The sequence below is a fragment of the Sutcliffiella halmapala genome (genome assembly GCF_050107295.1).
Classification (GTDB): Bacteria; Bacillota; Bacilli; order Bacillales; family Bacillaceae_I; genus Sutcliffiella_A; species Sutcliffiella_A halmapala_A.
Window position 1 is genome coordinate 1 of sequence record NZ_JBNIKR010000055.1, and the last position, 254, is coordinate 254.

Consider the following 254-nt stretch of genomic DNA (forward strand, 5'->3'; position numbering starts at 1 on the left):
GTTGACAAACTAATTGTCATGTTTTTCGATATCAGCGATGATATCTTAAAAGAAAATTACTAAGATGAACGATACTTGTGAATGTATCTTGATATTACTTAACGTTATCTAGTTTTCAAGGAACATAATAGAGAGAATGCTCTCTCAAAACTAAACAAAACAAACAGCGTCTTTTTCCTTAGAAAGGAGGTGATCCAGCCGCACCTTCCGATACGGCTACCTTGTTACGACTTCACCCCAATCATCTGTCCCAC

At 37.0% G+C, this 254-nt stretch carries 1 rRNA gene; it reads right to left on the reverse strand.

The window, feature by feature from the left end:
• Positions 1 to 182: 182 nt before the first annotated feature.
• Positions 183 to 254, reverse strand: a 16S ribosomal RNA gene (locus ACQCT5_RS23045); the annotation flags it as partial.